This is a genomic window from Arthrobacter sp. NPDC056727 (assembly GCF_042790555.1).
Classification (GTDB): domain Bacteria; phylum Actinomycetota; class Actinomycetes; order Actinomycetales; family Micrococcaceae; genus Arthrobacter.
The window spans coordinates 188,959-215,585 of sequence record NZ_JBHTZA010000008.1 but is presented as its reverse complement, the minus strand read 5'-3'; the positions used below and the strand labels follow the sequence as shown (position 1 = coordinate 215,585).

The 26,627-nt window shown below is 66.4% G+C and carries 22 protein-coding genes, 2 tRNA genes and 1 riboswitch; of the genes, 20 read left to right on the top strand and 4 right to left on the bottom strand.

Annotated features, from left to right (window positions below):
* Nucleotides 1–173 precede the first annotated feature (173 nt).
* The gene (locus ACFRAH_RS10770) at nt 174–854 is read right to left on the bottom strand and encodes a vitamin K epoxide reductase family protein (protein ID WP_377990870.1); all 681 of its coding nucleotides are present in this window, start codon (nt 852–854) and stop codon (nt 174–176) included.
* Nucleotides 855–1,312: 458 nt separating this feature from the next.
* Between ACFRAH_RS10770 and ACFRAH_RS10765 the strand changes: the two genes are divergently transcribed.
* The 18 genes from ACFRAH_RS10765 to ACFRAH_RS10680 all read left to right on the top strand — a co-directional run bounded on the left by ACFRAH_RS10765 (nt 1,313) and on the right by ACFRAH_RS10680 (nt 20,590).
* The gene (locus ACFRAH_RS10765; protein WP_377990869.1) at nt 1,313–4,612 is read left to right on the top strand and encodes an Rne/Rng family ribonuclease; all 3,300 of its coding nucleotides are present in this window, start codon (nt 1,313–1,315) and stop codon (nt 4,610–4,612) included.
* 188 nt (nt 4,613–4,800) lie between these two features.
* Nucleotides 4,801–4,897: riboswitch (TPP riboswitch) on the top strand.
* Between the two features lie 90 nt (nt 4,898–4,987).
* Nucleotides 4,988–6,457 carry a bifunctional hydroxymethylpyrimidine kinase/phosphomethylpyrimidine kinase gene (locus ACFRAH_RS10760; protein WP_377990877.1) on the top strand — a complete coding sequence of 490 codons (1,470 nt, stop codon included), beginning with the start codon at nt 4,988–4,990 and terminating at the stop codon, nt 6,455–6,457.
* A 326-nt stretch (nt 6,458–6,783) separates the two neighbouring features.
* On the top strand, nt 6,784–7,092 hold the full coding sequence (gene rplU, locus ACFRAH_RS10755; protein ID WP_003803420.1) for a 50S ribosomal protein L21: 309 nt from the start codon (nt 6,784–6,786) through the stop codon (nt 7,090–7,092).
* A gap of 59 nt (nt 7,093–7,151) precedes the next feature.
* Nucleotides 7,152–7,415, top strand: coding sequence for a 50S ribosomal protein L27 (gene rpmA, locus ACFRAH_RS10750; RefSeq protein WP_003803426.1), 264 nt, complete (start codon nt 7,152–7,154; stop codon nt 7,413–7,415).
* A 117-nt stretch (nt 7,416–7,532) separates the two neighbouring features.
* On the top strand, nt 7,533–9,122 hold the full coding sequence (gene obgE, locus ACFRAH_RS10745) for a GTPase ObgE (RefSeq protein WP_377990868.1): 1,590 nt from the start codon (nt 7,533–7,535) through the stop codon (nt 9,120–9,122).
* A gap of 64 nt (nt 9,123–9,186) precedes the next feature.
* Nucleotides 9,187–10,284: a glutamate 5-kinase gene (gene proB, locus ACFRAH_RS10740; protein ID WP_076803855.1), complete on the top strand. Its 1,098-nt coding sequence runs from the start codon at nt 9,187–9,189 to the stop codon at nt 10,282–10,284.
* 26 nt (nt 10,285–10,310) lie between these two features.
* The gene (locus ACFRAH_RS10735) at nt 10,311–11,660 is read left to right on the top strand and encodes a glutamate-5-semialdehyde dehydrogenase (RefSeq protein ID WP_377990867.1); all 1,350 of its coding nucleotides are present in this window, start codon (nt 10,311–10,313) and stop codon (nt 11,658–11,660) included.
* Nucleotides 11,661–11,738: 78 nt separating this feature from the next.
* Complete coding sequence (locus tag ACFRAH_RS10730) at nt 11,739–11,963, top strand: hypothetical protein (RefSeq protein WP_377990866.1); 225 nt, start codon at nt 11,739–11,741, stop codon at nt 11,961–11,963.
* A gap of 13 nt (nt 11,964–11,976) precedes the next feature.
* Nucleotides 11,977–12,633, top strand: coding sequence for a nicotinate-nucleotide adenylyltransferase (gene nadD, locus ACFRAH_RS10725; RefSeq protein ID WP_377990876.1), 657 nt, complete (start codon nt 11,977–11,979; stop codon nt 12,631–12,633).
* 7 nt (nt 12,634–12,640) lie between these two features.
* Nucleotides 12,641–13,978 (top strand): hypothetical protein, encoded by a 1,338-nt coding sequence (locus ACFRAH_RS10720; RefSeq protein WP_377990865.1) that lies wholly within the window; start codon nt 12,641–12,643, stop codon nt 13,976–13,978.
* A gap of 48 nt (nt 13,979–14,026) precedes the next feature.
* The gene (rsfS, locus tag ACFRAH_RS10715; protein WP_236803635.1) at nt 14,027–14,428 is read left to right on the top strand and encodes a ribosome silencing factor; all 402 of its coding nucleotides are present in this window, start codon (nt 14,027–14,029) and stop codon (nt 14,426–14,428) included.
* A 132-nt stretch (nt 14,429–14,560) separates the two neighbouring features.
* A tRNA-Ala gene (locus ACFRAH_RS10710) sits at nt 14,561–14,636 on the top strand.
* Nucleotides 14,637–15,191: 555 nt separating this feature from the next.
* Nucleotides 15,192–15,267: transfer RNA gene (locus ACFRAH_RS10705), tRNA-Ala, on the top strand.
* Between the two features lie 136 nt (nt 15,268–15,403).
* Nucleotides 15,404–15,931, top strand: coding sequence for a hypothetical protein (locus ACFRAH_RS10700; protein ID WP_377990864.1), 528 nt, complete (start codon nt 15,404–15,406; stop codon nt 15,929–15,931).
* A gap of 217 nt (nt 15,932–16,148) precedes the next feature.
* Entirely contained in the window at nt 16,149–16,700 is a 552-nt protein-coding gene (locus tag ACFRAH_RS10695) for a hypothetical protein (RefSeq protein ID WP_377990863.1), read from the top strand.
* Between the two features lie 122 nt (nt 16,701–16,822).
* Nucleotides 16,823–17,977 carry an FAD-dependent oxidoreductase gene (locus tag ACFRAH_RS10690; protein WP_377990862.1) on the top strand — a complete coding sequence of 385 codons (1,155 nt, stop codon included), beginning with the start codon at nt 16,823–16,825 and terminating at the stop codon, nt 17,975–17,977.
* A 71-nt stretch (nt 17,978–18,048) separates the two neighbouring features.
* Nucleotides 18,049–19,197 carry a class I SAM-dependent methyltransferase gene (locus tag ACFRAH_RS10685; RefSeq protein ID WP_377990861.1) on the top strand — a complete coding sequence of 383 codons (1,149 nt, stop codon included), beginning with the start codon at nt 18,049–18,051 and terminating at the stop codon, nt 19,195–19,197.
* A 139-nt stretch (nt 19,198–19,336) separates the two neighbouring features.
* Nucleotides 19,337–20,590, top strand: a complete 1,254-nt coding sequence (locus ACFRAH_RS10680; RefSeq protein ID WP_377990860.1) for an ROK family transcriptional regulator — start codon at nt 19,337–19,339, stop codon at nt 20,588–20,590.
* Between the two features lie 23 nt (nt 20,591–20,613).
* Here the strand turns inward: ACFRAH_RS10680 and ACFRAH_RS10675 are convergent, their stop codons facing one another.
* Both ACFRAH_RS10675 and ACFRAH_RS10670 read right to left on the bottom strand, forming a co-directional pair.
* Entirely contained in the window at nt 20,614–20,811 is a 198-nt protein-coding gene (locus ACFRAH_RS10675) for a hypothetical protein (protein ID WP_377990859.1), read from the bottom strand.
* An 84-nt stretch (nt 20,812–20,895) separates the two neighbouring features.
* Nucleotides 20,896–21,990, bottom strand: coding sequence for a hypothetical protein (locus tag ACFRAH_RS10670; protein ID WP_377990858.1), 1,095 nt, complete (start codon nt 21,988–21,990; stop codon nt 20,896–20,898).
* A gap of 679 nt (nt 21,991–22,669) precedes the next feature.
* Here ACFRAH_RS10670 and ACFRAH_RS10665 point away from each other — a divergent pair.
* Both ACFRAH_RS10665 and metE read left to right on the top strand, forming a co-directional pair.
* Nucleotides 22,670–23,635 carry a methylenetetrahydrofolate reductase gene (locus tag ACFRAH_RS10665; protein ID WP_377990857.1) on the top strand — a complete coding sequence of 322 codons (966 nt, stop codon included), beginning with the start codon at nt 22,670–22,672 and terminating at the stop codon, nt 23,633–23,635.
* Between the two features lie 53 nt (nt 23,636–23,688).
* Nucleotides 23,689–26,034, top strand: a complete 2,346-nt coding sequence (gene metE, locus ACFRAH_RS10660; protein WP_377990856.1) for a 5-methyltetrahydropteroyltriglutamate--homocysteine S-methyltransferase — start codon at nt 23,689–23,691, stop codon at nt 26,032–26,034.
* 71 nt (nt 26,035–26,105) lie between these two features.
* Here the strand turns inward: metE and ACFRAH_RS10655 are convergent, their stop codons facing one another.
* Nucleotides 26,106–26,615 (bottom strand): DUF2004 domain-containing protein, encoded by a 510-nt coding sequence (locus ACFRAH_RS10655; RefSeq protein ID WP_377990855.1) that lies wholly within the window; start codon nt 26,613–26,615, stop codon nt 26,106–26,108.
* Between the last annotated feature and the right edge of the window lie 12 nt (nt 26,616–26,627).

Sequence of the window (26,627 nt, the reverse complement as noted above, 5' to 3'; positions counted from 1 at the left end):
CAAAACACGACCTGCTCCCAGCCCAAACCCTCCCCCCCCCTGCGCGCCACCGACCTGTTGTGGCCCCTCACTCCGCGGAGTCAGGGGCCACAACTGTACGTTCGCGCTGTTTGAAACCTTCGCTGTCAGAAACCTGCGCTGTCAGAAACCTGCGCTGTCAGAAACCTGCGCTGTCAGAAGCCTGAGGTGCCGACGAAGACCTGGATGAAGGCGAAGAAGATCGTCGCGATCACGGCCACATAGAGCAGCGCCGTGACGATCCAGCCGGACTCGCCCACGATGCGGGCCAGGCCAGCCGGGGCGGGAATGGCCCCGTGGACGACGTTGCGGACAGTCACCCAGACGAAGAGCGGGATCATGGCCGCCCAGACAATCATGCAGAACGGGCACAGGATATGGATCGAATAGAGAGCCTGTGACCACAGCCAGACCACAAAGATGAAACCGAGGGTGATCCCGGCCTGCAGGCCGAGCCAGTACCAGCGGGCGAACCGGGCACCTGACAGCAGGGCCATGCCCACGGTGATGGTGACGGCGAAGGCCACGATGCCAATGAACATGTTGGGGAAGCCGAACACCGAACTCTGCCACGTCTGCATGACCTGGCCGCAGGAAATCCAGGGGTTCACGTCGCAGACGGTGGTGTGTTTGGGATCCTTGAGGACCTCGAGTTTCTCCAACACCAGGGTTCCGGACGCGAGCCAGCCGATGACTCCGGTGATGACCAGCAGCCAGCCGAACGGACGGTCGCGAGTCATGGCCGGTACGGCGGCACCGGCGGATGCCGCGGGCGCGGGACCGTCCCCGTGGTCCTGTTCGTAGTCCGTGCCCGTGGAAGGCGAAATGCGTGGCATGGGATGGCGTCCTTTGTCTGGGGGTGCTCCTGCCCAGATTGTATCGCCGCCAGCTTGCGGCAGCCTGTACCCGCAGGCCGCGGGCGCATTGACCGGCGTTGTCACACATTTACCGCGTATTTGAACAGCAATATGAGAGAATGAACGTGGCTGGAGCGCGAACCACATTCGAACTCCAGTCCGGTGGCTTGTTCCCAAGACCGCCAATGAGCAGTGGTGCAGGCTTTGGAAAGAAGATCCAGCCTCCCGCGTTCCATTGGACGGCACCTGGTTGTGGATGTCAGAAACAACGGGTTCCAGTAACAATCCCGCCGGCCTGTCAGGCCTGCCGCACCCCACTGCCGGTGCGAGCCTGCTGGTATCCAATTGACTTCTGTCAATGCCTGCGGGTTTTGACAATATGTGCCCCAATGGGTGCCGAATGTGGCGGCATGTCAGGGGCAGGAGTGTCGCCACATATGGATAATGACCAGGTCATAGCAGTTAACGAAGATCCGGCTGCCGCCGACGAGGCCGCCGAGGCTCCCAAGAAGGCCACCAGGACCCGGCGGAAGGCTGCCCCGAAGGCTAAGGCAGCGGACGCTGAGTCCGGGGCGCCGGAAGCCGCAGCGCCTGAAACTGCGACGCCGGAAGCCTTGACCGACGGCGCTGCGGCTGAAGCCGTTGCGCCCGAGGCTGCCGCCGCGGACGCCGGAGAAGCCCCGGCGAAGGCCCCGGTGCGCCGGACCCGCGCCCGGAAGAAGGTTGCCGAGGAGCCGTTGCCCGCGTTTGCCGAGGGCGCCGGGGCCGAAGTTGTTGTTCAGGAAGTTGGTGCGGGGGCAGCCGCCACAGCACCGGCTGCCGAGGCTGCAGCAGGGGAGCCGGTAGCCGAATCCAAGCCTGTGCGCCGCCGCCGGGCAACGAAGCCGAAAGCCTCGGAGCCGGCCGAAAGCCCGGCAGAATCACCGGAGTCCGCAGAGGCCCCCGCGGCAGGCACCCCTGCGGCAGCCCAGGCAGCGCCTGAAACCCAGGTTGCCCCTGAAAACCAGGCAACCCCTGAAAGCCAGGCAGCACCGGCAGAAGCGGCCGCCGCTGAACCCGTGGCTGCGCCGGAAGCCGCCGTCGAGGAAGAAGCCGAAGAAGAGGCTGCCGGGCAGTCGCCCGTCGGCTCGCTTTTCCTGGAGCCCGCCTCCGTTACATCGATCATCTTCCAGGCACCTGACCTGAACACCGTCATCCGCCCCGCCGCCGCCAAGGAAGAGGCGGCCGACGAGGAGGGCGAGGACGAGCTGGAGGACGAGGGCGGCCGTCGCCGCCGGCGCAGCCGCGGACGCCGTGGCCGCAGCCGTTCCGACCGTGAGATCACCGACGGCGATGAGGGGACAGACGTTTCCGACGAAGCCGCCGAGGACGAGGAAGCGCAGCCGGAAGACGGCGTGACCTCCCGCCGCCGCCGTCGCCGCCGCCGCGGCGACCAGGACCTGGAACTGACCGGCGGGGGAGAAGACGATCCCCCCAACACGGTCACCCGCGTCCGCGCCCCCCGGACCATCAGCGAGGCGCCGGCGAGCAACCGCGTGACCAGCGTCAAGGGGTCCACCCGCCTGGAGGCCAAGAAGCAGCGCCGCCGCGAATCGCGGGACACCGGCCGCCGCCGCACGGTGATCACCGAGGCCGAGTTCCTGGCCCGCCGGGAATCCGTGGACCGCCAGATGATCGTCCGCCAGCGCGACGACAGAATCCAGATCGGCGTCCTGGAGGACGGCGTCCTGGCGGAGCATTTCGTCTCCAAGACACAGCAGGATTCCCTGATCGGCAACGTCTACCTGGGCAAGGTGCAGAACGTTCTGCCGTCCATGGAGGCCGCCTTCGTCGACATCGGACGCGGGCGCAACGCCGTACTGTACGCCGGTGAGGTCAACTGGGATGCAGCCACCCTCGAGGGCAAGCAGCGCCGGATCGAGAACGCGCTGAAGTCCGGCGATTCCGTCCTGGTCCAGGTCACCAAGGACCCGGTGGGCCACAAGGGTGCACGGCTGACCAGCCAGATCTCCCTGCCCGGCCGGTACCTCGTGTACGTCCCCGGCGGGTCCATGACGGGCATCTCCCGCAAGCTGCCCGACGTCGAACGCAACAGGCTGAAGCGGATCCTCAAGGACCGACTCCCAGAGGACGCAGGCGTCATTGTCCGCACCGCTGCCGAAGGCGCCTCCGAGGAGGAACTGACCCATGACATCAACCGCCTCCGCGCCCAGTGGGAGGGGATTGAAAGCCAGGCCAAGTCCACCAAGGTCCTCGCCCCCGAGCTGCTCTACGGCGAACCGGACCTGACCATCAAGGTTGTGCGCGACGTCTTCAACGAGGACTTCTCCAAGCTGATCGTGTCCGGCGACGAAGCCTGGGACACCATCGAGGCGTACGTCACCTACGTTGCCCCGGACCTGGTGGGCCGGCTCGAAAAGTGGACCAAGGACGAGGACATCTTCTCGGCCTGGCGCATCGACGAGCAGATCCACAAGGCGCTGGACCGCAAGGTGTTCCTGCCATCCGGCGGCTCCCTGGTCATTGACCGGACCGAGGCCATGACGGTGGTTGACGTTAACACCGGCAAGTTCACCGGCAGCGGCGGCAACCTCGAAGAGACCGTCACCAAGAACAACCTCGAGGCTGCCGAGGAAGTTGTCCGCCAGCTGCGGCTGCGCGACATCGGCGGCATCATCGTCATCGACTTCATCGACATGGTGCTGGAGTCCAACCGCGACCTGGTCCTGCGCCGGCTGGTGGAGTGCCTCGGCCGCGACCGGACCAAGCACCAGGTTGCCGAGGTCACCTCGCTGGGGCTCGTGCAGATGACCCGCAAGCGCATGGGCACCGGCCTCCTGGAAGTCTTCGGCGAGCAGTGCGAGGCGTGTGCGGGCCGGGGCGTCGTTACCCATGACGAGCCCGTTGAGCACCGCCGCGCCAACACCGTGGCCGCAGAGCACCACGTACACCGCGCGGAGGTTCAGCCCCCCGCCCGGCCGGAGCGGAAACGCCGCCGCGGCAAGGGCGGACAGCCGTCAGAGTCTGCGCCGGCCGTCCCCGCGGCGCTGCACCACCCCGAACCGTCGGAAGCCGAGCGCCACGCGAAGGCAGAAGCGACGCGCGCTGCCCTCGCCAACATCGCAGCAGCCGCGCACGCCGCACACCTGCACGAGGAGGCAGCGCACAGCGCCGCAGCGCCAGGGGAAGCCACGCGCCCGGCCGCACCTGCGGCCGCCGCGCCGGAAAGCCCTGTGGTGCACCGTGCCCCGGAAACGGAGAGCGTCTCCGGGCGTCCCGGAGCCGTCCTGACGTTCGGCGGCGAGAAAGTGATTCTTCCGTTTGTGGATCACAGCGAAGAGCCGGCCAAGGAAGCGCCGGCCCTGACGCTGGACCGCCTGGAGGAGGCCTTCGCGCACCTCGGCAGCCCGGTTGCCCCCGCCGAGAAGGAAGAAGCGCCGGTACAGCCGGCAACTCAACTGCCGCCGGCCCGGCAGCCGGAAAGCCAGCCTGCCGAAAGCTCCGCCGTGCCGTCCCGCGGGCGACGTCCGCGCCGCAACCGCAGCGCCAGCCGCCCCCAGGGTGCAGCCAACGAAACATCCGTGGAGCACCACGAGGTTGCTCCGGCAGCCGCCGCCGGGCACTCGCACGAGGCCAAGGCACCCGAGGCGGGCGATTCGCACGCGGCCAAGGCGGCTACGCGGCCGGCCGGCGAGCCGATCATTCTGGGGGTCGGTGTTCCCGCCTCCGAACTCTGAGCCGGCCGGGGTCCGGAATGACTGACCCCTGAGTCCACAAGGAAGGTCCGGCGCCGCCGTTGCGGTGCCGGACCTTTCGTGTACCAGGCCTTTCGTGTTCCGGGACTTTTCGGCTCCTTGCCTTCTGGCCGCCGGTCTGTCGCAAACACGAAATTCGGTGCCTTGTGCCGGACGACCGGCTAGGCTGGAGGACTGACACGGGGTGCCGCGCACGGGCCGGCTGAGATCCAAACCCGTTGAACCTGTCCGGTTAGCACCGGCGAAGGGATGTCTTCTTTGTCAACAGCACTGTCATCAGCATCGCTCCTGCCCGCACCCGCGGCCGCCGCCAATTCACTGCTGGAAACCGCGGCACCGGTCGTTCCGGCCTCCCGCATGGTTCCCCGGGTCCTTGCGATCGCAGGCTCGGACCCGTCCGGCGGCGCAGGCATCCAGGCCGACCTGAAGAGCATCGCTGCCCACGGCGGCTACGGGATGGCGGCGATAACCGCCCTGACCGCCCAAAACACCACCGGCGTGAGCGGCGTGCACGTTCCGCCGGCCTCATTCCTCTCAGCCCAGCTGGACGCTGTCAGCGACGACATCCGGGTGGACGCCGTAAAGATCGGCATGCTGGGCGATGACAAGGTGATCGGCGCTGTCCGCAGCTGGCTCGAAAAGGTGCGGCCCGGCGTCGTGGTTCTGGACCCGGTGATGGTGGCCACCAGCGGTGACCGGCTTTTGCAGGAGTCCGCGGAGGCTGCCCTCCGGCAGCTGCTGCCGCTCGCGGACCTGATCACCCCCAACCTTCCCGAACTGGCCATGCTGCTCGGGGAACCGGAAGCCGCGGACTGGGCCGCCGCCCTCGACCAGGGCAGGCGCCTCGCGGACCAGACAGGTGCCACGGTGCTCGTCAAGGGCGGGCACCTGAACGGCTCAACCTGCCCTGACGCCCTCGTCAACACCGCCGGGCTTCTGTCCGCGGAGGTGGTGGAGGTTGCGGGCGAGCGGATCCCCACGCGGAACAGCCACGGCACCGGATGCTCACTCTCGTCGGCCATGGCCACCGCGCAGGCACGGCTGGGTGACTGGGAGGCGTCACTGCGTGCAGTTAAGCCATGGCTCGCCGGGGCGCTCCGCACATCCGGGCTGCTGGAGGTCGGTGCCGGCAACGGACCGATCAACCATTTCCACCATCTGGCCCAGCCCGAACGGAGGGGCGCGTTCGCAGAACAGCTGCGTGGCGAGACCTTGGCCGATCTGGAAGCCATCTACGGCCTGGGCTTCATCCGCGGGCTTGCCGAGGGCACTCTTGCAGAGAAGGAATTCGCCTACTACCTCGCCCAGGATGCCATCTACCTCAACGGCTACTCCCGCGTCCTCGCCCGGGCCAGCGCCCTGGCCCCGACCGAGGCCGAGCAGCTGTTCTGGGCACGGTCGTCCCAGCAATGCCTGGAAGTTGAATCGGAACTGCACCGCAACTGGCTCAGCACGCGCACAGTGCAGACGGAGCTGGGACCGGTCACGAAGGCCTATGTCGACCATCTCCTGGCGGCCTCGGCGGGCGGCAGCTACGCCGTGCTGGTGGCCGCGGTCCTGCCCTGCTTCTGGCTGTACGCCGAAGTGGGGGAGACGCTGCAAGCGGAGTACGTGGCCGCCGGGGCGCATGCCGGGCATCCGTACGCCGAGTGGCTGCGGACATATGCCGATGAGGACTTCGCTGCGGCCACCCTGCGGGCCATAGAAATAGCCGACGACGCCGGCCGCGCCGCGTCGGCGGGGGAGCGGAACGCGATGATCACCGCCTTCCGGCAGTCATGCCGGTTCGAAGTGGAGTTCTTCGACGCGCCGACCCGGCACAGCTGAACGAAAGCGGGTCCTCCTACGGGTAGGATAGTCGCGCACGGCACCGGATGTCCGGAACGGCGGCCTCTGTGGCGCCTATCACGGGCAACCCGCCGGTGCCAGCCTCATTTGCGGCCGACGACGGAATTAGCGTATTCTGGATCTTCGGTGCTTACGCCAACACTTGGGTTATGACCCGGGACGTCCAGTCGGACTTGTTCCTGGGATAGCTCACGGGTTCCCCCGGGAAATCCACGGCGTTGAGGCACAGCGAGAACCAGGCCAATTCCGGACCCGGGTTCCGCACGCAAATTTAGTAATAAACGTCGAGAGAAGTGAGTTCCCAAGTGGTGTACGCGATTGTCCGCGCAGGCGGCCGCCAAGAGAAGGTTTCTGTTGGAGACTTCGTTACCCTGAACCGCGTCGCCGGTGGAGCTGGCAGCACCATTGAGCTGCCCGCGCTGCTCCTGGTAGACGGTGACAAGGTCACGTCCGCAGCTGCTGACCTGGCCAAGGTGACTGTTACGGCTGAGATCCTCCAGGACCTCCGTGGTCCGAAGATCGTCATCCAGAAGTTCAAGAACAAGACCGGTTACAAGAAGCGCCAGGGTCACCGCCAGGAACTGACCAAGGTCAAGATCACCGGCATCAAGTAACCACCGGTTACTGAACAGGCTCCCAGCAGTTTCACCAGAATTAAAGGCAGGCATTTCAAATGGCACACAAAAAAGGCGCGAGCTCCACTCGCAACGGTCGTGACTCCAACGCCCAGTACCTCGGCGTCAAGCGCTTCGGCGGCCAGGTAGTTTCCGCTGGCGAGATCATCGTCCGCCAGCGCGGCACCCACTTCCACCCCGGTGCGGGCGTTGGCCGTGGCGGCGACGACACCCTGTTCGCACTGCAGGCAGGTGCCGTTGAATTCGGCACACGCCGCGGCCGTCGGGTCGTCAACATCGTTGCTGCTGCAGCTGCAGAGTAACAACAAGTTCTGAACCGGTGGAGCGGGCCATGATGGCTCGCTCCACTGTTCTTTTAACCGCATTACAATCGATTTGGACGTCCAGGGCGGCCGGATTCAGCAACAGAGGAGATTCACGTGGCGAGCTTTGTAGACCGGGTAGTACTGCACGTATCCGGCGGTACCGGCGGCCACGGCTGTGTCTCCGTTCACCGTGAGAAGTTCAAGCCGCTCGGCGGACCCGACGGCGGCAACGGCGGCGACGGGGGCGACGTCATCCTTCGCGTTGATTCGCAGACCACCACGCTGCTGGACTACCACCACGCCCCGCACCGGCACGCCACGAACGGCGGCCCCGGCATGGGCGACTGGCGCGGCGGCAAGAACGGCGAAACCCTGGTGCTCCCGGTACCCGAGGGCACCGTCGTCAAGACTAAAGACGGAAAGGTCCTGGCTGACCTCGTCGGCGAAGGCACCGAGTTCATCGCGGCCTCCGGCGGCCAAGGCGGCCTGGGCAACGCCGCGCTGTCCTCGCAGAAGCGCCGGGCGCCAGGTTTCGCGCTGCTCGGCATCGAGGGTGACGCCAGTGACATCGTCCTGGAGCTGAAGTCGATCGCGGACATTGCCCTGGTGGGTTTCCCCTCCGCCGGCAAGTCCAGCCTGATCGCGGCCATGTCCGCCGCCCGTCCGAAGATCGCCGATTACCCCTTCACCACCCTCATCCCCAACCTGGGCGTGGTCCAGGCCGGCGACGTCCGTTTCACCATTGCCGACGTTCCGGGACTCATCGAGGGCGCAAGCGAAGGCAAGGGCCTGGGCCACAACTTCCTCCGCCACGTCGAGCGCTGCGCGGCTTTGGTGCACGTTTTGGACTGCGGTACGCTGGAATCTGACCGAGATCCGCTCTCCGACCTCGCAATTATCGAAACCGAACTCGAAAAATATGCGGTGGACTCGAGCTACGCCGGCACGAACGGCGAAGTTGTCCCGCTCAACCACCGCCCCCGGCTCGTGGCACTCAACAAGGTGGACCTGCCGGACGGCAAGGACATGGCCGAGTTCGTCCGGCCGGAGCTGGAGTCCCGCGGCTACCGTGTATTCGAAATTTCAGCCACGAGCCATGAAGGCCTTCGCCAGCTCGGCTTCGCCATGGCAGAGATCGTCAAGGCCGCCCGTGACACCGTGGAAGCCGCACCACCGAAGGTACATGCCCCGGTACTGCGGCCCCGCGCCGTCAACGAGACCGGCTTCCGGATCCGCCGCGAGGAAAAGAACCTGGAGCCGCTGTTCCGCGTCCTGGGCGAGAAGCCCGTGCGCTGGGTCAAGCAGACGGACTTTACCAACGAGGAAGCCATTGGTTACCTCGCTGACCGCCTGGCCAGGCTCGGCGTCGAAACCGAGCTGTTCAAGCAGGGCGCCAAGCCCGGCGACACCGTGGTGATCGGCGAGGACGACGGCGTGGTGTTCGACTGGGAGCCCACCATGATGGCAGGCGCCGAGCTGCTCGCCTCGCCGCGCGGCACGGACGTCCGGTTCGCTGACATCGGTGACCGTCCCACCCGCAGCCAGAAGCGCGAGGAACAGATCGAACGGCGCGAGGCGAAGGCGGCGGCACGGGCAGAGCTGGAAGCCGAACGCAAAGCCGGCATCTGGACCGAGTCCGTCAGCGCCCGCCGGGCTGCCCAGCCCCTCAAGGAGAGCGGGCTGAACACCGAACATGAGGAGTGAACCCGCACACGTGACCGATTCTTCCGCAATTGTCATCGAGGAACCCAGGACCGACGACCGCAGCATGCTCGCCAGGGCACGCCGGATTGTGGTCAAAGTAGGATCGTCGTCCCTTACCAGCATCAAGGGCGGAATATCGGAGGAGGCGCTCACCGAGCTTTCGGACGTGCTGGCCGCCAAGTGCAACGCGGGAACCGAGATCATCCTCGTCTCCTCGGGAGCCATCTCGGCCGGCCTGGCACCGCTGGGCCTGGCCAAGCGCCCCCGCGACCTCGCCACGCAGCAGGCCGCGGCCAGTGTGGGGCAGGGTCTGCTGATGGCCCGTTACACCCACGCCTTCGCCGCCCACGGTGTCACTGTCAGCCAGGTGCTCCTCACCGCCGATGACCTCATGCGGCGCAGCCACCATCAAAACGCATTCCGTGCCCTCAACCGGCTGCTGAATCTCGGCGTCGTTCCCGTTGTCAACGAGAACGATACGGTGGCCACCCACAAGATCCGTTTCGGTGACAACGACCGCCTGTCAGCTCTCGTAGCGCACCTCGTGCGCGCCGATGCGCTGGTGCTGCTGTCCGACGTCGACTCCCTGTATGACGGCCCGCCCGCCCAGGGCGCCAAGCGGATTCCCCAAGTGGACGGTCCGGAGGACCTCGACGGCGTCTCCATCGGCAAGACCGGCAAAGCCGGCGTGGGGACCGGTGGCATGCAGACCAAGGTGGAAGCGGCCCTCATGGCTGCTGATTCGGGCATCCCGGCGCTCGTCACGTCCACCTCGAACGCCGCCGCGGCGCTGGCCGGCGATGACGTTGGGACCTGGTTTACTGTCAACGGCGCACGCAAGTCCGTCCGGATGATGTGGCTCGCGCATTTGGCCCACGTGCAGGGCAGGCTGTTCCTGGACGCCGGCGCCGTGCGGGCCGTGCGGGACAACCACACCTCGCTGCTGCCTGCAGGCATCACCTCCGTTGAAGGCAACTTCGAGAGCGGCGACGCCGTCGAAATGGTTTCGCCGGACGGCACCGTCATCGCCCGCGGACTCGTGAACTACTCCGCAGCCGAACTCCCGCAGATGCTCGGACGGTCCACCGTGGAGCTCGGCGAGGCCCTGGGCCGCGGGTTCGACCGTGAAGTTGTTCACGTTGACGACCTGGTTCTGGTCTAGGCGCCGGACTCGCCTAGACTTGAATGATGACTGAGGCACTGATGAACCAAGCAGCTGAGACATCCAACGACGCTACGAAGGTCCCCACCCTGCCGGCAGACAGCCAGCCCACGCCTGCAGAGGTCGAATCTGCCGTCCACGCAATTGCCGACCGTTCCCGCCAGGCCGCCCGCAGCATGGGCCGTGCCAACCGGGCCTGGAAGGACAAGGCCCTGCGCGCCATCGGCAGCGCCCTGCTCGCGAACAAGCAGCAGATCCTGGCCGCGAACGCCAAGGACGTGGAGGCGGGCCGCGCCAACGGCACGTCCGCGGCCCTCCTGGACCGGCTGACGCTCACCGACACCCGCATCGCCGCCCTCGCCGACGCCCTGGAGAACCTGGCCGGGCTGCCCGATCCCGTGGGCAACGTGGTGCGCGGCCAGACCCTGCCCAACGGCCTGCGCCTGCGCCAGGTCAACGTTCCCATGGGCGTGGTGGCAGCCATTTACGAGGCGCGTCCCAACGTGACCGTGGACATCGCCGGCCTGGCACTCAAGAGCGGCAACGCCGTGATCCTGCGCGGCGGTTCCGCGGCCGCCTTCACCAACGAGGCCCTCATCCGTGTGCTGCGCGATGCCCTGGAGTCCGTGGGCCTGCCGGCGGACGCCGTGCAGACCGTGGACCAGTTCGGCCGCGAGGGCGCCAGCGTGCTCATGCGTGCCCGCGGTCGCGTCGACGTACTGATCCCGCGCGGCGGCCGTGAACTCATCCAGACCGTCGTCAACAACTCCTCCGTTCCGGTCATCGAGACCGGGGAGGGGAACGTCCACATTTTTATCGACGAATCAGCCAGCGAAGACATGGCAGTGGAGATTCTCCTGAACGCCAAGACGCAGCGCCCCAGCGTCTGCAACACGGTGGAGACGCTCCTCGTGCACTCCGGCTCCACGGTTCTGCCCGCGGTGGCCGCCGCGCTGACCAAAGCGGGTGTCCGGCTGCACGCCGATGACCGCGTCCGGGCAGCGCTCCCCGCATCGGTGGATTCCCTGCCGGCCACGGAAGAGGACTGGGCCACCGAGTACATGGACCTGGACCTGGCCGTGGCCATGGTGGACAGCCTGGACGACGCCGTGAAGCACATCCGCACCTGGTCGACGGGGCACACCGAAGCCATCCTGACGAACGACCTGCGAAACGCCGAGCGCTTCATCGCGGAAATCGATTCCGCCGCGGTGATCGTGAACGCGTCCACGCGGTTTACCGACGGCGGCGAGCTGGGCCTGGGTGCCGAGGTCGGCATCTCCACGCAGAAGCTTCACGCCCGTGGCCCGATGGGCCTGACCGAGCTGACAACCACGAAGTGGATTGTCCAGGGCGAGGGCCAAGTCCGCTCCTGACATAGCGGTAACATAGTAAAGAAGTCCAGACCGGCGGGAATTTCCGCCGTCGTCATCCTTTTATTCCTAGGGGAGAAAATGCTGCTCCAGCAGATTGCCGCGTCAGTTGCCGAACACGAGGAAAGGGCGCCCCTGTGGGCCGAGCCGTGGGTCTTCGGTCTCTCGATGTTCGCCCTCTTCGTGGTGCTGATGTTCGTCACCCTCTCCTACACCAACCTGGGCAACCGCCACACCGCGGTTGACGAGCACTCGGACCCGCACCGCCAGCACCCCAACAAGCACGACCACGGCCAGGGCCACTAAGATTTCCGCTGCACTGCACCACAAGGATACGCGGCGCCGGCTGCGGCTGGGCGTGATGGGCGGGACGTTCGATCCCATCCATCACGGCCACCTTGTGGCCGCGAGCGAAGTGGCCGCCAAGTTCGGCCTCGACGAAGTCGTTTTCGTGCCCACGGGCCAGCCATGGCAGAAGTCCACCAAGAAGGTTAGCGAACCGGAGCACCGTTATTTGATGACGGTGATCGCCACGGCGTCGAACCCGCGGTTTACCGTCAGCCGGGTTGATGTGGACCGTCCCGGGCCCACGTACACCATCGACACCCTCCGCGACCTGCGGACGCAGCGGCCTGACGCAGATCTGTTCTTCATCACCGGCGCTGACGCACTGGCGCAGATTCTGTCGTGGAAGGACATCGACGAGCTGTGGTCGCTGGCCCACTTCGTGGGGGTCACCCGGCCAGGCCATGAGCTCGATGGCATGGGCCGAAAGGACGTCAGCCTGCTCGAGGTCCCCGCGATGGCGATCTCGTCCACTGACTGCCGCGCCCGCGTTGCCGCGCACAACCCTGTCTGGTACCTGGTGCCGGACGGCGTGGTGCAGTACATCGCGAAATACGGGCTCTACGCCGCACCGGCCGGGAACAGCAGCTCCGAAACTACCGAGACAAACGATCCAGCCAGCACTGAATGAGTTTGAGATGAGTCAGGAACAGCCACCGATCCGCAGCCGCCGAGAACTGCGCAAGGCCCGGGATGAAGCCCTGGCCGAGAACCGGAACGCCGCCCCTCCGGGTGCCGGCGAGACAGCCCCTGCCTCAAAACCGCCTGCCTCGAAGCGTCCAGCCACCACGGGCCCGGGCGCGTCAGCTTCCGCAGGCCCGGAGAAGACCGGCTCGCCGCGTGCCGGCGGAGACGGAACACGGGAAGACGCCACAGGCCGCGTGCGCCGGGTCGCCCCTGGCCCCGTCGACTCGCCGCCGGCCGGTTCAGCCGCCGAACGCTCGTCCCAAATCCGTGCCCGCGACAGGGCGGCCCTGCGGACCATCAAGGAGCTGGCCGAAAAGGAAGAGCAGCTTTCCGGCGGCGGCCCGCCCACGCGCCGCCAGCTGCGGTTGATGCAGCTCAAAGAGCAGGCGGTTACGTCGGCAATGCCTGTGGTGCCAACGGCCGACGGCGGGGCCTCCACCGGGTCATCGCCCGCCGCGGCGTCCGACAATTCGTCCGGTACGGCCAGCAAATCCGCTCCCGCCGCCGGATCCAGGCCGGCAGGCCAGCCCTCCAGCGGTCCGGCTGCGCGGCCCGCGGCTGAGGCCGGAGGCGAACTGCCCGAAGGCATGACGGTGGAGCAGGCACTTGAGGCGCGTGCCCTCCTCGCCGAACAGGCCAAGAACCAGATCGCCAAGATGGAGCACATCGCGGCAACTGATCCGGAGGCCGTGGATCCGGAAATCCTGGCCCAGCAGATTGCCCTGGCCGAGCGCGCCGCTGTGCTTAACAAGCGGGCCATGGCCAAACAGAAGCTCGCCGAAAAGACCACGCCCCAGCAGGGCGGGCAAGACGGTCCGTCCACCGCCAGCAACCTCGCCATGGTGACGCCCCTGGAATTCGAACAGGTGCCCGGTGTGGACCGTCCCGTCATGAAGCGGCCGGCCACCTCGCATGTTCCCGTGGTGACCAACCCCGGTCCGCGGGTCCCGGCGCGTGGCAACCGGTCAGCAAAAGCCTCCCGTTCAGGCGGTCCGTCCACCGGCCGCTCGCGGGTCATAGCCCGCGCGGAAGCGGCGGCCCGTTCGGCGGCTGCGCCGCAGGCCGGCGCCCGTCAAAACGCGGCCTGGACCGAGGAGTCCGGCGAGAACGTTACTGCGCTGCCGCCGGTGTCCGCGAAAACGGCCTACGGGCTGGAGCCACTGGACGCCGCAACGGCCGGGCTCGCCCGTGCCAACCGGTTGAGGCTGATTCAGATTGGCGTCCTGGCGCTGGGCGCCATCGCCCTTGTCGCCGGCGTCATCATGATCATCAGCGGCCTCTCACGCTGATTTCATCCAGTACCACCATCTACGCTTTTCATCACCACAAGGAGTCCCGTGACCGCATCCGAATCGTCCGTCACCATAGCCCGGCACGCAGCCAGGGCCGCGGCGGACAAGATCGCCCAAAACATCGTCGCCCTTGACGTCAGCGAACGACTGGCGCTGGCGGACGTGTTCCTCATTGCCTCAGCACCCAGCGAACGGCAGGTCAACGCCATCGTCGACGGCATCGAAGAGGAGCTCATCAAGCAGGATCTCCGCCCGGTCCGCCGGGAAGGCCGTTCGGCTGGCCGGTGGGTCCTGCTGGATTACGCCGACGTCGTCATCCACGTGCAGCATGAGGAGGACCGTGTCTTCTATGCCCTGGAACGTCTCTGGAAGGACTGCCCGGTGGTGGACCTGCAGCTCGGAGATGACGCCTCGGCAAAGGCCGCCGCAGCCGCCGAGCAGGAGTAGCCGCGGGGCCGAATATGCCCGATTTGGAATTTTCGGAAACGCTGTTCTAAGATATTTGAGTTGCTTCGGAGAGATCCGGACAGAAGAACGGATGGCAAGGGTTCAGGCCTTGGTCCGAAGCAGCAAGAATATGGGGCTGTGGCGCAGCTGGTAGCGCACCTGCATGGCATGCAGGGGGTCAGGGGTTCGAGTCCCCTCAGCTCCACCAAGAAAACCGCTGGACCAAGGAATGCATCCTTGGTCCAGCGGTTTTTTATTTGTATGCGCCTATCCACTTAGGTGTAGGCCATGCTCACCAGGAGCGTCTTGAGCTGCGCGTATTGGGCGGTTGCACCATGACGCGACGTTTTCGCCCGCCTCCAGGGAGCGGGGATCGGCCAGCCCCATGACGTACGCAACGCCGCCGCCAGTCCCGTAGCTTTCCACGGCGAACCCGAAGGTCGGCTCCGTGCCGTCGGGTGCAGGCATTCCCTGAACTTCCGCTTGGTCGAGCACGCGACGTGACACGGGCCCGCTCGATGACCAGGTTTCCGGAAGCTCGCCAGGAGTTACCGTCAGAACCACGAAACGTCGTTTCGGGCCGTGCCGGGGCGAGTGTGACGAGCCCGCTTCGCGCGTCCGATCCGGGGTTCGTGCCGGTGTTTTTAGCCCAGGAATTGAACGTGACCGAAGCCACATGCTGCCGATTAGGATCCTGATGGATTCTGGACTACGCTGGTCGGGTTGCTTCGGGAAAACACAAAGATTCCGAAGGGAACAGTTTGGGGCTGTGGCGCAGCTGGTAGCGCACCTGCATGGCATGCAGGGGGTCAGGGGTTCGAGTCCCCTCAGCTCCACCAAGTGGCCGCCGGATCATGGAAACACCATGATCCGGCGGTTTTTCGTTAAGGCCAGCAGTGCCGGTGCCGCAAATCTTGGACGAATCTTGGATATTCGTGGGCCCCTTCTTTCCTGCTTTGCCTCTAGAGTGGAGCCATGAAAACGGGAGCGGCCCTGGTGCTGTCCGTTGCAGGGATACTCGCAGCGGGCTCGGCGGCGCTTGCCGTCAATACACAGGTGCTCAATGTCTCGCCCACCGGCACTGGAAATGCCAACATCGTCCTCCTGCCGAATGGTGCCGTGCCGCCTGCTCCTGCCGGAACGGCCGGGCAGAAGGCCGCGCCGCCGGCAACTGGCACGGCAGCCGGTGCGCAGAAAACGTCCACCCCGTCGAAATCCACCCCGGCAAAGCAGGGCTCCGCGAAATCCGGTGCAGCGGCTTCAAATGCAGCGAAACCGAGTCCGGCACAGTCCGCCCCGGCCACCGTGCCCGGGACTGCCGGCGGCACCGCGGCGGCACCGTCGTCATCCGGCCCTGGCGGCGGATCGGGTGGAGCAGTGACGGTCCAGCCCGCTCCCGTGCAGGGCGGCGTGTCCCCCCTTGAGCCCGGGGACGACAAGGGCGGCCTGCGCAAGGCGCCCGAGCCCGGCGATGACAGCGGCGGCCACGGCGCCGACGACTGATCCCCGGCATCGTTCCTGTGCGCTGGTTTCCCCTGCGCATCTTCCTGCCCGGGGCGCCTCTGCCTGACCGGCCACTCCTGTCTGGCCTGCAGCGGACGCGCGCACCTGCCCGCAGTCCGGACGGCGTTGCCTACAAGGAGAACCGGGAGGGCAATCTTGGACAACTCTTGGATTTCCACTGCACCTATCCTCGACGGCGGGTTCCTAGTGTGGAGCCATGAAAACAAGAGCAGCCCTTGCACTGTCCGTCGCCGGCATCTTCCTCACCGGAGGTGCCGCCTTCGCCACCAACCAGACGCTCAACAACCCGGGCGCCGCTGTCAACGACGACGCCCCGAGCGTCGTCGTAGCCGACGACTCTGCCACCACAACACCAGCCCCCGCCGTCAGCTCTGCCCAGGCCACCACGAAGACGACCGATGACACAAAGGCCGACGACAAGAAGGCGGCCAAGAAAGCGTCCAAGCCAGCCGAGCCCGGCGACGACAAGGGCGGATCCGCGGCAACTCCTGCGGAGAACTTCGCCGGCAGCGGTTCCCTCTCCGTGGAACCGGGTGACGACAAGGGCGGCCTCCGGACCACACCTGAGCCCGGTGACGACAACGGGGGCCTGCGCTCAGACCAGGCACCACGGGTGGCCGAACCCGGCGATGACCACGGCGGGCTGCGCACAACGCCTGAGGCGGGCGACGACAAGGGCGGAGACCGCAAGGCCGTTGAACCCGGCGACGACAGCGGCGGCAGCGGCGGCCACGGCAGCGACGACTGATCACGACGACGGGGCAGACTGACAAATCGACCACCAGCCAAGGGTCCTCCCGCATAAGGGAGGACCCTTCGTATGCAGACGGCGTGCGCCAGCGAGGCCGGGCCGGCGCCTAGGATGAAGACGTGGAGCGGATATTCAGCGGCGGAACGGTCCGCAATGCCGACGTCGTCGTCATTGGCGCAGGGCAGGCCGGCCTCTCCGCGGCGTTCCACCTGGCACGCCGCGGTTTCACGTCCGCCATGGCCGCGGAACAGCCGGCAGATGCAGTGGCGGCAGCCGGGACGGGGCTGACCTATGCGGTGCTGGATGCCGAGGACGGGCCGGGCGGAGCCTGGCGGCACCGGTGGAAGAGCCTGCTCATGGCCACTGTCAACGGCATCAGCGACCTTCCAGGGATACCGCAGCCGGACGTCGACCCGTCGGAACCGAGTTCCGCTTTTCTGAGCCGCTACTTCGCCGCGTACGAGCATCAGGTCGGGCTGGCCGTCGAGCGGCCCGTCAAGGTACTCGCCGTCGAACGCGAGGACACAGACCCGGCCGGGCGGCTAATGATCACCACGTCCGACGGCGGCTGGACCGCCCGGGCGGTCATCAACGCCACCGGTACCTGGACCAGGCCGTTCTGGCCGATTTATCCGGGCCAGTTCACCTTTGCGGGCCGTCAGCTGCATGTGGCCGACTATGTGTCCGCCGAGGAGTTCCGGGGGATGCACGTCATCGTGGTGGGCGGAGGCATTTCCGCCGTCGGGCTGCTGGACGAGATCTCCAAGGTCACCTCCACGAGCTGGTTCACGCGCCGCGAGCCGGTGTGGCGGGAAGGCTTCGACCGGCAGGCCGGTCACGACGCCGTCGCCCTGGTGGAGGACAGGGTCCGTCTGGGGCTGCCGCCGCAAAGCGTCGTGGCAGCCACCGGGCTCATCTGGACCCCACCCCTCCGCGCGGCCGCCGCACGCGGGGTGCTGGACCGCCGGCCGATGTTCACGTCGATAGAGCCCGGCGGTGTCCGGCTGGCGGACGGCGGCTTCCTGGCGGCGGATGTGATCCTGTGGGCCACCGGCTTCCGGGCCGAGCTGGAGCACCTCGCGCCGCTGCACCTGCGGGGACCCGGCGGCGGCATTGCCATGGACGGAACGCAGGTGGCGTCGGAACCGCGGGTGCACCTGGTGGGCTACGGCCCGTCGTCGTCCACCATCGGCGCAAACCGCGCCGGGCGGGCAGCGGTGACCGAAATCCTCAAACTCCTGGCTGCACCAGCGGCCGTTCCCGATCCACGGTAGATTTGCACAGGCAAATTTGAACAGGCGGAGATCTGCCCGGGCAACCAGCAAGGAAGAGGCGGCGGCAACACGTGACAGAAAACGGTCTTGGACAAATCCTGGGCTCGCTTCGAAGGCACCCTGACGTCGAGGCCGCCAACCTCCAGGCATGGGACGCCACCGATTCCCTGCTTCTGGACGCCGCCGCGGACCTGCTGACGCCGGAAAGCACTGTGGCCGTCGTCGGGGACAACTACGGGGCACTCGCGCTCGGGCTGCTCGCGGGCGCTGCCGGTCAGGTTCCCGCCGCGGTAAGGGTGCACCAGGACCTGGTCACGGGGGAGCGGGCCCTTCGCAACAACGCAGCGGCGCTGGGACTTACGGAAGGCTTTGCACAGTTGCCGCTCGGCGCAGAACTCCTGTCCGGCGCGGACCTGGTGCTGCTGCAGCTGCCCAGGACGCTCGCCGAACTCGACGAGATTTCCGACGCCGTTGCCCGGTACGCGCCTGCCGGCGCTGTTTTGCTTGCCGGCGGCCGGGTGAAGCATATGTCCGTGGGCATGAATGCGGTGCTGGGCAAGTACTTCGGCACGGTCCAGCCGCAGCTGGCCCGGCAAAAGTCGCGCCTGCTCATCGCCTCCGGCCCGGTGCGTCCGGAAGGTAATCCGCCATTCCCCGTGACGGAACACAACGCTGAACTCGATCTCGACATCTGCGCGCACGGGGCGGTTTTTGCGGGCACCCGGCTGGACATCGGGACGCGCTTCCTGCTGACCTTCCTGCCGGAGATCCCGGACGCCGCCAGGGCCGTGGACCTGGGCTGCGGCACCGGGATCCTGGCAGCAATGTATGCCCGCCGGCACCCCGAAGCCGAAGTTCTGGCCACGGACCGGTCCGCGGCCGCGGTGGCCTCAACAAAGGCAACCGCGCGGGCAAACGGCCTGGCCGGCAGCATCACCGCTGTCCAGGATGATGCGATGAGCACACTTCCGGCCGGAAACGCGGACCTGATCCTCCTGAACCCGCCGTTCCACCTTGGCTCCAGCGTCCACGCCGGCGCTGGGCTGAAGCTGTTCGAAGCAGCCGGCCGCGTGCTTGCCCCGGGAGGCCAGCTCTGGACGGTATTCAACAGCCATCTGCGCTATCTGCCTGCCCTGGAGCGTCTGGTCGGCCCCACCACGGTGCGGGGCCGGAACCCCAAATTCACGGTGACCGCCAGCGTTCGGCGGGCTGCCTGGTGAACGCCGAGGGCCGCCGTCGAACGCCCCTGCCCCGCCCTGCGCGTGGGGCGTACCCGTTACCCGGGGCGTAACGTACGATTCAGACATTGGGGAGATTCAGACATTGGGGGAGTGGCCAACAGAAATGTTAGGGGAATCCTTGACCGAGATCCGCCAGCCCTCGCCGAGGCGCGGAACCAACCTGCCCCGGATGGGCGACTTCAACCTGACCGTCATTCTCGATGCAATCCGCCGTACCACCGGCGGCCTCAGCCGTGTGGAGCTGGCTCAGATAGTTGGCCTGTCCCCACAGACCATTTCGAACATCTCCCGCCGGCTACTGGACCAGAACCTCATCGTGGAGGCGGGCAAGGAAGGCAGCGGGCCCGGCAAGCCGCGGACCATCCTCCGCCTGAATCCAGCCGGCATGTATGCGGTGGGCGTGCACCTGGACCCTGCCGTTGCCACGTTCGTCGTGCTGGATCTGCTGGGCGCAGTGGTGCAGCACTCAAGCGTGAAAACACCGGACAGCTCCCGCCCAGAGGCGGTCATTCCCGCCATCGCCGAGGAAATCGACAAACTGATTGAGGCCTCGGGTGTGGACCGGGCCAAGATCGCCGGCCTCGGCATCGCGGCGCCGGGCCCCATCGACCATGACAACGGAACGGTGGTGGAGCCTCCGCTCCTGGACGGCTGGGACAGTGTTCCGCTCCGGGATGCGCTGGCCGAAGCCACAGGCCTGTCCGTGCTGATGGACAAGGACGTCACCAGCGCTGCCGTCGCCGAAACCTGGGCCGGCGGTGCCTCCGGGGCCGGCAGCTTTATTTTCATGTACATGGGCACCGGCATCGGCTGCGGCATCGTCCTAAACGACGAGGTTGTGCGTGGCACGTCGGGTAACGCCGGCGAGATCGGCCACATCATTGTTGACCCGGACGGAGCACCGTGCGACTGCGGGCTGCGCGGCTGCGTCAAGTCCACCTGCATTCCCCAGGTCTTGGTCGCGCAGGCCCAGGCCGCAGGCATCCTGGATGGGCCCGGTATCGCCGCCAGCGGCTCCGCCGTGCAGGAGCGGTTCGCCCTGCTTTGCGAGGCCGCCGACGCCGGCAACAGCGCAGCGGCTGCCATCATCGACAAATCAGCCGAACTCGTGGCCCGGGCGGCATCGGCGGTGGCCAACACCCTGGACGTGGACCGGGTGGTGTTTGGCGGCCCATTCTGGCCGCTGTTGTCCGCGCGCTACCTGGAGAAGGTTCCCGGCCTGATTCAGCAAAGCAGCGATACCGGCAACATCCACGCCGTCGAGGTGGTGGGCACCGGCGTGGGAGAGGACGTGGGAGCTGTGGGCGCCGCCTGCCTGGTCCTGGAGCACACCCTCGCGCCCCGGGCCCAGCGGCTGCTTCTGGAGGGCTGAATCTGTTGCCTGAGCGCTAAGCCTCAGTCGATGTCCTCGACGATCGTGCCGTAGGGGATCGTATCGTCGAGATGGGCCTGGTGTCCCCGGGGTACGAAGAGCACCCGGACGCCATGCAGCCTGTCCGCTGCCGACTGGAGGAGGACCGGACGGACCATGTCAACGAAGCTCGGGTCCTTGCCAACGAGATATTCCTCGTAGCTGGCTGGTAGCTGGATCATGGCATCAGAATAGACCGGATCATGGGCTAAGGGGAGGGTGCCCGGCAACCTGCCGGGCACCCTTTCCCGTATCCGGACGGTCGGCTAGTAGCCGGGCTGAACAGTCGGTTTGTCAGTAGCCGGGCTGCTGGCAGGCACAGAGGTTTCGGTGGCAACCTCGGCCGGGTCCGTCTTGGCGTAGACGTTCTTGCTGACCTGGTAGGCATGCTTGTCCAGCTTGAGTGCCTCCTGGTTGATTTCCTTCAGCTTGGCGTCGGTGAGCTGTTCGATCTTGGCGAGCTCCAGCGTCTCCTGATCCTTACCGCCCACGGCAGTCACCTTCACCAGGCCCGTCCCGGCGGAGTAGAACTTCCGCTGGTGGCCCACCGCCGGTTCCAGCGGGTTGCGTTCGTCAATCACCAGCACATCGTCGTAGCAGCCGGTGGCGACGCATACATGGTCGTTTTGCTTGAAGACCTGCCCGCAGTCCAGGAAGTCGACGCTTGCGGCGTGGGCCTGGACGTAGCTGGGCGTGCTGGTCTGCGGGTCCGCCTGCATGGCGATGCCGGCCTGGGCTTCATCCAGGCTGTGGATGAAGGTGGAGGGTGCGCCGGTGAACTTCCCGTTTTCATATTCCTCGGGGTATTCGCCAAAGAGCCAGACAGTGCCGCTGTTGGTCTGGGCGAAGAACGCAAGTTCGGATTCCACCAGCTCATCGCCTGCGTAGTCCCGGTCCCACATGACCTGGGTCTTCACGCCGTCAATGACCTTGGTCAATCCCGTGATCGAGTGCACCACCGTGCGTTTGACGTCTCCCTCGGCACTCTTGACGTCTCCCGTGGTGGTGTACTGCATGCCAGGCTTGAGCGGGAACCACTTGTTGTCCACATTGGGGGAAGACTGGAACTGGGAGATGTCAAAGTTGATCGCGGAGCCGGGGCCGCAGAGTTCATCGGCGCCGGCTGTCCCGGTTGAACCTGGGGTGGCGGTTCCCGAAGCCGCAGATCCGGTCGCAGTGGCCGGTGCCGACGTCGCTGTCGGTACGGCTGAACCGGAGGTTGCCTGCGGTGCGTTGTTTTGCTGCGGGGCGCAGGAAGTAACGGTGGCCAGCGCCACCAGGAGCACGAGGGCGGAGCCCGGGCCGGACGATGACTTGGAAGCCGGTGATGTGGAAAGCGGTGGTTTGTGAAGCTGGAACATCTCGATGGCCTTTCGCCGTGGGGATTTCTGGCTTCCAGCAACTCCACCGTGCCGTCAGTGCCGTGCCCGGCCGCGACAGAAGGCTGGCCAACCGCGCCCTGCCGGCGGGCGAATCAAGGACGGTGCGACGCAGGGTTCCAATGGGCGCGGAATATGTTCTCTCGGGACGATTCACCGAGGAAGAACCAGAAGGAGCATCCAGCCTCCTCAACCTGAGACCTTGCCGAATCCGATACGACGTGACAAAAGAATGGACTAATTTGCGCGGTTTGAAAAGGGGTAGGCGGGCCCGCTCCGGGCGGCCAATCAACGCCAGAGACCCTTTCAGCGAAGATAATTCTGACCGAGGCATCCAACCGGGCGTAAAGCAGCGTCTTAATTCGGTGCCAACTTGAAGGCGTCCCCGGCCGCCTTCTAGAGTTCTATACAAGTTACCGAGGTAACGTGTCAGCGATCCTCCGCTGCGGATGTGCCGCCTGCCGGCCGCCAAGGAGGGTGTGGGTGCCCCCATGTGGGCCTGACATTTGCTCACGGTGGACTTCTTTACAGGCGTAACAGTCGCGGCTGCGCCCTGCCGAAGTCCGTCCCGTGTTCCCCAAACTCAATTCATTGACCGCAAGCTGCTTCGGCTTTACGCCACGGCAGCGCAGCCTTCAATGGCCCAAAGCCAAGGACGCAAATGTCACCGCCAAGCCTTATTGAAACACATCCAAATCTCTCCGACACCGCGCCGGTGGCGCTCTCCTATGAGCTGTTTCCGCCTCGTTCGCCCGCTGCCGCCGAGACCCTGTGGACCACCATCCGGGAAATCGAAGCCACTGACCCCGACTACGTGTCGGTCACGTACGGTGCCAGCGGATCCAACCGGGACACCGCCGTCGAACTGATCAACCGCCTGGTGCTGGAGACCACCCTCCGCCCGCTTGCCCACCTGACGTGTGTTGGCAACACGCCGACGGAGCTCGCGGAAATCATTGGCGAACTGCTCGACGCAGGCGTCCGCGGCATCCTCGCGCTCCGGGGCGACCTGCCGAAGGACAGCGCCAAACCGGTCAGCGGTTCGCTGCGTTACGCCCAGGACCTGATTGAGCTCATCCGCAGGGTGGAACAGCGGCGCTCGGCCCTGCTGTGCGCCGGCAAGGTGGCCGTTGGTGTGGCCGCCTACCCCACACGGCACCCGGAATCGCCCAGCGAAGCCCATGACGTCGAGGTGCTGCTCGCCAAGCAGCGGTCGGGCGCCGACTTCGCGATCACCCAGGTGTTCTTCCGCACGGAGCAGTACGCGGACCTCGTCAGCAGGGCACGCAGGGCCGGTGTCACCATTCCCATCATCCCCGGCGTCATGCCGCTCACGAGCCTGCGCCGGCTCAAGCGCCTCGGGGAGCTGACCGGCGTCGAACCCGCACCGGAACTCATTGACCGGCTGGCAGCGGCAGATACCGACGCCGAGCGGCTCCGCGTCGGCGTCAGCGCAACAGTGGACCTGGCCAATGCAGCCCTGGACGCCGGAGCGCCCGGACTCCACATCTACACCTTCAACGAACACCAGAGCGCGCTGGAGGTGCTGGACAAGCTGTCGCTTGCCCGGCCGGCACGCTCCACGAGCCGCCTCAACGCGCTCGCCCGCCGTCAGCTCGCCAGCTGAACGCATTCCTCCCCAAGACATTCACAGCTTTTCCACGACTTTAAGGAATTCCCATGCCTGAACAGACTTCCGTGCAAAACGCCTCGCCGTTCCCGTCCGCATCCATCCTCGGCTACCCCCGCATCGGCCGCCGCCGCGAGCTGAAGAAGGCCGTTGAAGCCTACTGGGCCGGCAAGATCGACGCCGCCGCACTCGACGCCGCCGCCAAGGAAATCCAGCTGGGCACCGCCAAGCGCCTGCAGGGCCTCGGCCTCACCGAAGCCGCTGCGGTTCCGGGCACGTTCTCCTTCTACGACCAGGTGCTCGACGCCGCCGCCCACGTCGGCGCCGTTCCCGCCCGCTTCGGCAACCTCCTCAACGCCGAGGGACAGCTGGACATCGATGGCTACTTCACCCTGGCGCGCGGCAACAAGGAACAGCAGCCGCTGGAAATGACTAAGTGGTTCGACACCAACTACCACTACCTCGTGCCGGAGATCGGCCCGGAGACCAACTTCTCGCTGACCTCCAACCGCATCGTTGAAGAGTTCGAGTACGCCCTCGCCAATGGCGTTCAGACCCGCCCGTACATCGTGGGACCGGTCACCTTCCTGCTCCTGAGCAAAGCATCCGACGACGCCCCCGCCGGGTTCAGCCCGCTGTCCCGCCTCGAGGACGTCCTGCCGGTCTACACCGCGCTGCTCGAGAAGCTGGCAGCTGCCGGCGCCAGCTGGGTCCAGCTGGACGAGCCCGCGCTGGTTGTGGACCAGGACACCCCTGAGCAGGAGATCCAGGCCGCCGTTGCCCGTGCCTACGGGGTCCTCACCGCTGCCGCCAGCCGCCCGCAGCTGTTCGTCTCCACGCCGTACGGCGCACTGAACGGCCAGCTCGGCACCCTCGCCGCCACCAACATTGACGCCCTGCACATTGACGTCTTCAAGGGCGAGGTTCCCTCCGCCGCAGCACTGGCTGCGCTGGGCAGCAAGACCCTGGTCGCCGGTGTCGTGGACGGCCACAACATCTGGCGCAATGACCTGCAGGCCTCGGCCAACAAGATCGCTGAGCTGCAGAAGAGCGTCGCCAAGCTGGCCATCAGCACCTCCACCTCCACCCAGCACGTCCCGCACGACGTCGAGGAAGAAGTCCAGCTGTCCGAGCAGCTCCGCAGCTGGCTGGCATTCGCCGACCAGAAGGCCGTGGAAGTTGTCACCCTGGCGGGCCTGCTGACCGACGCATCGGCCGTGCAGCCGGCCATCGACGAGGCCACCCGCGTCATCGCTTCCCGTGCCGCAGCCGAAGGTGTCCGCCGCGCCGACGTCCGCGCCCGCACCGAGGCGCTGACTACGGCCGACTTCAACCGCTCCGAGTACCCGGTCCGCGAAGCCGCCCAGGAAGCAGCACTGCACCTGCCGCCGCTGCCCACCACCACCATCGGCTCCTTCCCGCAGACCTCGGAAATCCGTTCGGCCCGCGCCCGCAACAACAAGGGTGACCTGACCAACGAGCAGTACGAGCAGCTCATGAAGGACGAGATCAAGCGCGTTGTTGAGCTGCAGGAAGAGCTCGGCTACGACGTCCTGGTGCACGGCGAGCCCGAGCGCAACGACATGGTCCAGTACTTCGCGGAGAACCTGGAAGGATTTGACGTCACGGTCCACGGCTGGGTCCAGTCCTACGGCTCGCGCTGCACCCGTCCGTCCATCCTCTGGGGCGATGTCACCCGCAGCGCTCCCATCACGGTGGAATGGGCAAAGTACGCCCAGTCGCTGACCAACAAGCCGATGAAGGGCATGCTGACCGGTCCGGTCACCATCCTGGCCTGGTCCTTCGTCCGCGACGACCAGCCGCTCGGCGAGACCGCCAACCAGGTGGGCCTGGCGCTGCGCGACGAAATCGCCGACCTCGAAGCCGCCGGCATCCAGATCATCCAGGTTGACGAGCCGGCCCTGCGCGAACTGCTTCCGCTGCGCAAGGCCGACCAGCCGGCTTACCTCGACTGGTCCGTCAACTCCTTCCGCCTGGCCACCGCCGGCGCGGCTGACGCCACGCAGATCCACACCCACCTGTGCTACTCCGAGTTCGGTGTGATCATCGACGCCATCGACGGCCTGGACGCCGACGTGACCTCGATCGAAGCCGCCCGCTCCCGCATGGAGGTCGTCCACGACCTCGAGTCCCACGGCTTCGGCCGGGGCGTCGGTCCCGGTGTTTACGACATCCACTCGCCGCGCGTCCCGGGCGAACAGGAAGTCACCGAACTGCTGAGCACTGCCGTGAAGCACGTTCCGTCCCGCCAGCTCTGGGTCAACCCGGACTGCGGCCTGAAGACCCGCGGTTACGCCGAGACCGAAGCGTCCCTGCGCAACCTGGTCGCGGCCACCAAGACGGTGCGCGCCGGCCTGCTGCAGGAAGCTAAGTAGTAAAAAGCGAGCGAACGGAAGCGGCGCCCGTCACCAAAAGGTGACGGGCGCCGTCGTTCTTTAAGCAGTGCTCAGGATTCCCAGACGATCTCGTCGTCGACCACGCCGTCCTCGTCCGCGGATGCCACCAGGACCTCGTCGGTGAAGTGCTCGCCGAGGGTGAAGTCCATGACGAAGTACCGTTCGGGCTGGCCCGGGTAGATTCCCACGTGGCCGAGTTTCAGTGCCTTCAGGAACACGGCATTGGTGAGCTGGCTCTTGTCCTGCACGCCGAAGACCTTCTGCAGGTGCTCGTCCTTGATGGCGTTGCAGTGGAAGCGGAGGTATTCCTGCGGGCTGGTGCCCTCCTGCTCAAGCTCCTCGGCAATCATTTCCCGTACTTCATCCACGAGTTCGGGGAGGTAGCGGAGGCGGTAGTCCACCTTGTGCATGGCCGCTTCGTCGAAGTGGTCGTGGGCGTTGATGTTGAGATCCAGCTCAAGGCGTTGGCCGGCCAGCTCGTGCTCCGCGGCAATGTTATGGTCCCTGCCGTGGTTCAGCTCGATTACTCCGAAGTGCTGGCTCGCTACCTTGGTGGTCATATCTTCAACATA

Excerpts from the sequence above, each read along its gene's own strand:
- ACFRAH_RS10770 (WP_377990870.1), bottom strand. The coding sequence starts at position 854 with ATGCCACGCATTTCGCCTTCCACGGGCACGGACTACGAACAGGACCAC.
- ACFRAH_RS10765 (WP_377990869.1), top strand. The coding sequence starts at position 1,313 with ATGGATAATGACCAGGTCATAGCAGTTAACGAAGATCCGGCTGCCGCC.
- ACFRAH_RS10760 (WP_377990877.1), top strand. The coding sequence starts at position 4,988 with ATGGTTCCCCGGGTCCTTGCGATCGCAGGCTCGGACCCGTCCGGCGGC.
- rpmA (WP_003803426.1), top strand. The coding sequence starts at position 7,152 with ATGGCACACAAAAAAGGCGCGAGCTCCACTCGCAACGGTCGTGACTCC.
- proB (WP_076803855.1), top strand. The coding sequence starts at position 9,187 with ATGCTCGCCAGGGCACGCCGGATTGTGGTCAAAGTAGGATCGTCGTCC.
- ACFRAH_RS10735 (WP_377990867.1), top strand. The coding sequence starts at position 10,311 with ATGACTGAGGCACTGATGAACCAAGCAGCTGAGACATCCAACGACGCT.
- ACFRAH_RS10730 (WP_377990866.1), top strand. The coding sequence starts at position 11,739 with ATGCTGCTCCAGCAGATTGCCGCGTCAGTTGCCGAACACGAGGAAAGG.
- ACFRAH_RS10720 (WP_377990865.1), top strand. The coding sequence starts at position 12,641 with ATGAGTCAGGAACAGCCACCGATCCGCAGCCGCCGAGAACTGCGCAAG.
- ACFRAH_RS10700 (WP_377990864.1), top strand. The coding sequence starts at position 15,404 with ATGAAAACGGGAGCGGCCCTGGTGCTGTCCGTTGCAGGGATACTCGCA.
- ACFRAH_RS10695 (WP_377990863.1), top strand. The coding sequence starts at position 16,149 with ATGAAAACAAGAGCAGCCCTTGCACTGTCCGTCGCCGGCATCTTCCTC.
- ACFRAH_RS10675 (WP_377990859.1), bottom strand. The coding sequence starts at position 20,811 with ATGATCCAGCTACCAGCCAGCTACGAGGAATATCTCGTTGGCAAGGAC.
- ACFRAH_RS10670 (WP_377990858.1), bottom strand. The coding sequence starts at position 21,990 with ATGTTCCAGCTTCACAAACCACCGCTTTCCACATCACCGGCTTCCAAG.
- ACFRAH_RS10665 (WP_377990857.1), top strand. The coding sequence starts at position 22,670 with ATGTCACCGCCAAGCCTTATTGAAACACATCCAAATCTCTCCGACACC.
- metE (WP_377990856.1), top strand. The coding sequence starts at position 23,689 with ATGCCTGAACAGACTTCCGTGCAAAACGCCTCGCCGTTCCCGTCCGCA.
- ACFRAH_RS10655 (WP_377990855.1), bottom strand. The coding sequence starts at position 26,615 with ATGACCACCAAGGTAGCGAGCCAGCACTTCGGAGTAATCGAGCTGAAC.